This window comes from Myxococcus llanfairpwllgwyngyllgogerychwyrndrobwllllantysiliogogogochensis, assembly GCF_006636215.1.
Taxonomy (GTDB): Bacteria; Myxococcota; Myxococcia; order Myxococcales; family Myxococcaceae; genus Myxococcus; species Myxococcus llanfairpwllgwyngyllgogerychwyrndrobwllllantysiliogogogochensis.
In genome coordinates, this window is sequence record NZ_VIFM01000411.1 from 1 (window position 1) to 7,190 (window position 7,190).

Here is a 7,190-nt window from a genome sequence, read left to right on the forward strand (position 1 = left end):
GACGGGGGCCGAGGGAGGGGGCGTCTCGCGGCAGGCGGAGACGAGCGCGAGGAGGAGCAACGGGCGATGAAAGGTGGCGCGGAGCACGTGCCCGGTCTAACGGGTGCGTGAAGCTCTTTCAAATGGCGAGGAGCAATCCAAGGGCCCAGGGGATGACTCATGGTCCATTTGGGCGTTGGACCCTTATCACCCTTGTTGGTAGAAGAGCGCGCGGCCGTACACGGTGCGGCTCTGTGGGAGGCAGCAACTTTGCGGGAGAAATTGAAGGCGCTGGCGGAGCTTCAGAATGTGGACCTGGAGGTCGCATCGCTCCGGAAGGCCGCGGACGTCCACCCCCGTCAGATTGCCGAGTTGGAGCGGGAGTTGGGTGTAGCTCGCAGCGCCATCGAGGCTGAGCGCGCGCGTGTCACTGACATGGAGCGGCAGAAGGCGGAGCGCGAGCAGAACATCACGGACGAGAAGGACAAGGTGAAGAAGTGGGAGGCGCGGCTGAGCGAACAGCGCTCCACCCGCGAGTACTCCGCCCTCGCCCGTGAAATCGATATCGCCAAGAAGGCCAACCTGACGATGGCCGAGGAGCAGGTGGAGCTGATCAAGCAGCTCGGCCTGGCTCGCGAAGCCCTCAAGGGGAAGGAGGCCGACTTCGGAACGAAGCAGCAAGGCCTCTCGGCGCGAATGGCGGAGCTGCGCGGCAAGCTGGGCGAGTCCGAGGCGCAGGTGAAGACGCTCGAGGGCCGTCGCTCGGGTGTCGCGAGCGCCGTCGATTCGAACCTGCTGCGGCGCTACGAGGTCATCCGCAAGAAGAAGCTGCCCGCGCTGGTCGGCGTGGTGGCGGGGACCTGCCAGGGCTGCAACATGAACGTGCCCCCGCAGCTCTACAACAACCTGCGCACCTCGCTGGGCACGGACGTCTGCCCGTCCTGCAACCGCATCATCTACGCGGTGGAAGCCCTCCAGGAAACACCCGCGGCGGCGAAGTAGGCCGCGATGCCCGCACCGTCCCTCGTCGACATCCTCCGCCACATCGCGCGTGAGGAGCCGCTCTCGTCGACGGTGCGCACCTTCCGCGGACTCACGCGGGAGCGACTGGGTCAGCTTCTCGACGAAGCCGCCACCCGTCTGGGCCCTCCCTCGAGGGCCGAGGACGGAGTGACGGCGACCTCGGCTCCCGCCTCGACAGCGGTGGAGCCGTCCCCTCCTTCCGAGCCGCTTCCTCGCGTGCGCGTCTATTCGGACGGCGCCGCGAGAGGAAACCCCGGGCCCGCGGGCGCGGGCGCGGTGGTGACGGACCCCGAAGGCCACGTGGTGGCGCGACTGGGCCGCTTCCTCGGGACGCAGACGAACAACTCCGCCGAGTACCAGGGGCTCCTGCTGGGCCTGAAGCACGCGAAGTCGATGGGCGCGCGCGAGGTGGACGTCTACGCCGACAGCGAGCTGCTCATCCGCCAGCTCGGTGGGCAGTACCAGGTGAAGAGCATGACGCTGAGGCCCCTCTTCGAGGAGGCGCGGCGGCTGCTGGGACTTTTCACCAAGGTGAAGCTCCACCACATCCCCCGCGCGAAGAACGCCGAGGCGGATGAGATGAGCAACCGCGCCATCGACGAGCGGATGTAGTCCCCCAAGCCTCGCGAACCCCCTGGAGTGGACCGCTGTCCCGAGCCTGTTGTAAGGGACAGGTGCCGGAGTGGTCCGGGTGAACGCCGGCCACCGCAGTCACGGGTGGCGGGAGGAAAGTCCGGGCTCCATAGGGCAGGGTGCTGGCTAACAGCCAGTCGAGGCGACTCGCAGGAAAGTGCCACAGAAAACAGACCGCCTGTTCCCGCAAGGGGGCGGGTAAGGGTGAAACGGTGCGGTAAGAGCGCACCGCGTCTGGGGTGACTCAGACGGCACGGTAAACCCCACCTGGAGCAAGAGCCAATAGGAGCGCGTCCCCGCTGTCCGGGGGACAGGGATTGCCCGTCCCATGCGTTCGGGTTGCTCGCTGATGAGGCCCCTGGGTAACCAGGGCCCTAGATGAATGTTCATCGCCCGTTCCGAAAGGGGCGGGGACAGAACTCGGCTTACAGGGCCACTCCGGCGCTTTTCCTGTGAGCCCAAACATGGACCGTCAACGACGGCTGGCGCTGTCCGCCACCGCGTTGGCCCCATCGGGCGCGTCTCGCTTGGCGGCTCACGCGGCCAGCGACCTGGGCACCTTCATGGGCGGCACCGGCTTCACCACGCCCTGGGTCATCGAGCCGAGGTGCCCCATCCACTGCCGATGCTCCGCCTCGAAGGGCTGGTACTCGAGGTAGACGTCGCCGAAGGCCCCCGCGTCCGGAGTGCTTCGCAGCCAGAGGCGCAGCACGCCGTCGGCACGTATCTCCGCCAGACCGATGGTGCCTTCGGGAACCTCGGTGACTGAGGGAGGCGGTGGTCCTTCCTCCTCGGCGGAGCGTGTCCGGAACGCAGCGAGCTGCTCGCGCACCCGCGCAAGCGCTTCGCTCTGGGACAGATCCCCTCGCGCCTCGAGCTTCCAGAGGAGCTCCGGGAGCACCTGGGACATGAGCACCTCCACCGCCGAGACACTCCACCCGTGGCGACGGGTGCTCGTTCGCAGACACGCGCTCAGCTGTTCCAGTTCGTCCGAGGACTGGAGCGCGTCGGGCCGTGCGAGCCACGTCTCGTAGAACACCTGGAGGAACCACGCCTGCTCGTGCCGGACGACCACCACGGACCTGTTCCAGTCCCACACGGGGCTCAAGCCCACCTGCCGCGGGTTCCAGGACCTGAAGCCGGAGTCGCCCAGGAATCGCGACAGCTCGCTCCAACGCCGTGTCGGTTCGGAGAGCGAGTCGACGTGCTCACGACACCGTCGCATGTCGTCGGCCGTGGCCCGAGGGTCGATTGCCACCAGGAGGCACGCCTTCTCCCGCGCCCCCTGGACGACCGCGGCGCGCAGTGCCGCCAGCGCTCGGCGCTCCGCCTCGAGCCGCTTCTCGGACTCACGACCCGCGAGCCACTCGCCCGCGAAGAAGAACAAGGCAGCCACCGCCGCGCACCCCACGGAGGCGGCCATCGGCAGGCCCCACGTGAGTGGGACTCCTTCCAATCCCCGCTCCGAGAAGACGTACCGCCAACCCACCCAGAGCGAGAGCGGCACAGGCACGATTGCCACGAACAACGTCCCTCGCAGCAGGGCCGCGTGAAGTCGCGTGGCCCGGTGGCGATGCGCTTCCCCACTGAAGCCCAGGGTGACGACGACTCCGAACAGGAGGGCGACGCCCAGCGCCAGCCCCGCCAGAATCCCGAGCACCACCCAGGCCGTGTCCATCACACTCCCACGACTTCAGTGGGCCACGGGGACCTGGGCGATGAGGATGCGGTCCCTTCCGTCGTTTCGCACCGCGTCCCGGTTCGTCAGCGGCAGGCGGGCATCCGTCTTCGGGTCCCACAGGCCCAGCCAGATGTTGAGGGCCTTCGGGTTGGCGTCGGCGGGGAGGTAGATGGAGAACTCGTCCTTCACCGTCTCGCCCGGCTTCCACTGTGACGTGGGCAACATGCCGTTGGCCGGCATGTGGTCCAGGTTCATCCGCTCCATGCGCCCGCCGGCGTCCTCGACGTGGACGAAGATGAGGTAGTCGGCGTCCAGGGCCTCGAGCACCTTGAAGTAGACGGTGACCTGGGCCCGCTCCCCGGGCGTCAGCCGCCCGGGTTGCACGGTGGCGGCGACCAGCTCCACCTTGCCGCCCAGGTTTGCGCCATTGCGCACGGACAGGGCTGGTACCTGGGTGACGGTGGCGGCTCGCCGCTGCTCGGGACTCGCACCACCCGGGGCCTCGACGATGCAGGCACTTCCCAGCAGGAGGACCGACGAAAGCATGACGGTGGGGAGCTTGAGGCGCATGGCACGTCGGTTCTACTCGGCCACGGGCGCTGCATCCACCGGCGTGTTGGTGTATGCGGAGCGGCGCACATGAAGACCCCCAATGCCCTCGACGCCCTGACCGCTCAGGTGCCGCCCTCCGAGAAGGAGGCCGCCCGGCTTCGCGAGGTGGACGAGGCCCACGCCCGCGCCCAGGAGCTGGCCCGTCAGCGAGAGGAGGCCGCCCGCGCCGCCAGGACCACCACCGACTCGGGCGAGCGCGCCCGGCTGGAGGAGCAGGCCCGGGTCCTCAAGGAGCGTGAGGAGGAGGAGAAGCGCGCCGAGTACCGCGCGAAGAAGGCCGCCGATGAAGAGGCCCGGGAGCGGCGCAAGCGAGAGCAGGCCGAGGCCCAGAGGCTCGTGGAGGACGAGCGCGCCCGGGAGGCCGCCGTCGTCGAGGAGGCCCGTCGCGCCGAGGAGGCCGCCGCCCGCGCCAAGGTGGATGCAGAGGCCGGCCGTACGCTGGCCCAGGGCCTGGACAAGACGCGGAGCCAGGGCTTCATGGCCCGCCTCAACGGCCTGTTCGGCCAGCAGCGGCAGGTGGACGAGTCCGTGCTGGTGGAGCTGGAGGAGATTCTCTTCACGGCGGACATCGGCGTGCGCACGGCCAGCGAGCTGGTGGAGGTGGCGCGCGAGAAGCTCAAGCGCAGCGAGCTGAGTGACTCCCATCGCATCAAGGACCTCATCCGCACGGAGGTCGCCCGCATCGTCGACCTGCCCGTGCCGCGCTCGCTGGAAGGCGGCGGACCGCCGCACGTCGTCATGGTGGTGGGCGTCAACGGCGCGGGGAAGACGACGACCATTGGCAAGCTCGCCGCGAAGCTCACGGGCGAGGGCAAGAAGGTCATCCTGGCCGCGGGCGACACGTTCCGCGCCGCCGCCACCGAGCAGCTCGACGTGTGGGCCGAGCGCGCGAAGGCGCAGTTGGTGAAGGGCACCGAGGGTGGCGACCCGGGCTCCGTCATCTTCGACGCCATCAAGAAGGCCCAGGCCGAGGGCGCCGACGTCGTCATCGCCGACACGGCGGGCCGGCTGCACACCAAGGCGCCGCTGATGGAGGAGCTGAAGAAGGTCAAGCGCGTCATGGACAAGGCCATGCCCGGCACGCCGCACGAGGTGCTGCTCGTGCTGGACTCCACCAACGGGCAGAACGCCATTCAGCAGGCCAAGCAGTTCCACGAGGCCGTGGGCATCACCGCCATCGCGCTGACGAAGCTGGACGGCACCGCCAAGGGCGGCGTCATCATCGGCATCTGCGACGAGCTGAAGCTGCCCGTCGTATGGGTCGGCGTGGGCGAGAAAATCGCGGACCTGCGCCGCTTCGAGCCGCGCGAGTTCGTCCAGGCGCTCTTCGACTGACGCCCTGCCCTCACTGCCCCAGCAGCGAGGGCAGAATCGACTCGAGCAACTCCTTCGTCTGCGGGTCCAGGTTGTCCACGTCCAACCCGCTTCCGGCGCCCAGCGTGCCCATCACCGCGTCCAGGTTGGGCAGGCCCAGGTCATCATCGCCACGGGCCTCGTTCCACCAGCGCACGCGCAGCCGCTCCAGGGCCTTCGCGTTCCCAGGGCTCGCCTTGGCCAGCTCCTTGGTGAAGCACTCCTTGCACGTCCACTTGAAGCGGTACGTGTCCACGTAGGAACGCAGGCCCTGGAAGAACGCGGTGTCGCCCACCAGCTTGCGTGACGCGTGGTGCAGCAGCGGCGCCTTGCCGTACACCAGCGCCCCGTACTCCGTCTCGTTGTCGAACGCGCTCGTGGGCCGGTCCGCTCGCGCGTCCTCGCCGCCCGCCAGCCGGTACATGTGGTACGGCGACACCAGCAGCTCGCGCCGGAGCGCCTCCGCCGCCGCCTTGCCGTGCTTCCACTCGATGTAGAGAAGCGCGGCGTACTGGGCCAGCGACTCGTCCACCACGGGGGCGTGGATGGGGTCCGAACCCACGAGGCCCGCGAAGTACTGGTGCGCCACCTCGTGCGCGACGGTGAACTCCAGCGTGCGCTCCAGCGAGCCACTCAGTTGTGTCAGGGGCGCGGAACCCGCGGGGCCCAGCATCGCCAGCACTTCCTTCAACTGCTCCACGTCCACCTGGCCGGCCACCAGTTCGAACGGGTCCACCACGCCGCGATACAGCATGCTCGACACGGTGATGAGGCCGGGGAACTCCATGCCTCCCGCCCCGCCGGACAGCGGCGCCTCCACCACCCGGAAGTGCGTGTACGGCAGCGGCCCCAGGCGCTTCTCGAACTCCGCCAGCGCCGACGAGGCGTATTTCAGCACGCGCTCGCCCACCTCCTTGTCCTTCACCGCGTAGTGGCTCTCCACCGTGACGCCGTTCACCGTGGCCGTGGACACCTCGTAGCCCTTGGACACGAGGATGGGGAAGTCGCGCACCGCGCCCGCGGCGAAGGCGAAGCGCACGCGGCCGTCGCGCTCGGGCACCTCGCCCATCGCCACACCCGTGGCATGCACGGACCAGCCCGACGGCACGGTGATGGAGGCCAGCACATGCGCCGGCGCATACAACGCCAGGTCTCCGATGCCCTGCGGCCCCGCCCAGGGCTGGCCCTTGTCGTCCAGCGGCGGAACCTGGGGCACGACGCCGACCAGGCTCATGAAGTCCGCCGTGACAGAAAAGGCCCCGTGGTCGCCCTTCGGCCCCTGCCCTCCACCCCCGAGGAGCGTCGCCGCGGGCTTCTCCCCCTTCGGGGCGACGGCCCGGACGGCCACGTCCAGCACCGCCGCCGCGCCCGGAGGCACCGGGTCCACCAGTCGATAGCGGTACAGCGTGGGCTCCGGCTGCTCCAGGACGATGGGCTGGCGCCCCAGCCGCGCATCGGACAGCACCACCCGCTTGCCCCCCTGCGCGTTGGGTGTCACCCGCAGGTACAGCTCCGTCAGCGGCTTGTCGCGGGCCATCACCTCCACCTGCACCCGCCCCTTCGCCTCGCGGGAGACAGGGTCCACTTCCAACTGCACCCGGTAGCGCGGCAGTTCATCCAGTGGCCCCAGCGCCTTCGCCGCGCGCTCCCGCTCGGCGGGCTTGAGGTGCTGGAGGCTCAGCTGCACCTCCGGGGAGACCTCTTCTCCTCGAGCGGGCTGCCCGAGGAGCATGCACCACGACAGCAGGCCAGGCAGGAGCGTCCGCATGCGCGCATGCTAATTGACCCGGGGCACCACGGCTCGTCTAGCCTTCGTGGGCATGCACTCTCGAACGCTTCTCCTGGCCGCTGCCCTCGGGTGGATGGCCTGTGCGCGGAACGTCCCCGCGGCCGCCCCCACCCCCTCTGT

At 69.3% G+C, this 7,190-nt stretch carries 6 protein-coding genes and 1 other RNA gene; 4 read left to right on the forward strand and 3 right to left on the reverse strand.

Going from position 1 to position 7,190, the window contains the following annotated elements:
- Positions 1-249: 249 nt before the first annotated feature.
- From FJV41_RS47040 to rnpB, 3 genes are all read left to right on the forward strand, one after another.
- Positions 250-981, forward strand: coding sequence for a zinc ribbon domain-containing protein (locus FJV41_RS47040; RefSeq protein ID WP_141649159.1), 732 nt, complete (start codon positions 250-252; stop codon positions 979-981).
- A 6-nt stretch (positions 982-987) separates the two neighbouring features.
- Complete coding sequence (locus FJV41_RS47045; RefSeq protein WP_141649160.1) at positions 988-1,614, forward strand: ribonuclease HI family protein; 627 nt, start codon at positions 988-990, stop codon at positions 1,612-1,614.
- Between the two features lie 67 nt (positions 1,615-1,681).
- An RNA gene (gene rnpB, locus FJV41_RS47050) (RNase P RNA component class A) lies at positions 1,682-2,079 on the forward strand.
- 91 nt (positions 2,080-2,170) lie between these two features.
- Here the strand turns inward: rnpB and FJV41_RS47055 are convergent.
- Both FJV41_RS47055 and FJV41_RS47060 read right to left on the reverse strand, forming a co-directional pair.
- On the reverse strand, positions 2,171-3,313 hold the full coding sequence (locus FJV41_RS47055) for a hypothetical protein (RefSeq protein WP_141649161.1): 1,143 nt from the start codon (positions 3,311-3,313) through the stop codon (positions 2,171-2,173).
- 15 nt (positions 3,314-3,328) lie between these two features.
- Positions 3,329-3,886, reverse strand: a complete 558-nt coding sequence (locus FJV41_RS47060; protein WP_141649162.1) for a hypothetical protein — start codon at positions 3,884-3,886, stop codon at positions 3,329-3,331.
- Positions 3,887-3,955: 69 nt separating this feature from the next.
- Between FJV41_RS47060 and ftsY the strand changes: the two genes are divergently transcribed.
- Positions 3,956-5,263: a signal recognition particle-docking protein FtsY gene (gene ftsY, locus FJV41_RS47065; protein WP_246137865.1), complete on the forward strand. Its 1,308-nt coding sequence runs from the start codon at positions 3,956-3,958 to the stop codon at positions 5,261-5,263.
- 10 nt (positions 5,264-5,273) lie between these two features.
- Here the strand turns inward: ftsY and FJV41_RS47070 are convergent, their stop codons facing one another.
- Complete coding sequence (locus tag FJV41_RS47070; protein ID WP_141649163.1) at positions 5,274-7,049, reverse strand: M1 family aminopeptidase; 1,776 nt, start codon at positions 7,047-7,049, stop codon at positions 5,274-5,276.
- Between the last annotated feature and the right edge of the window lie 141 nt (positions 7,050-7,190).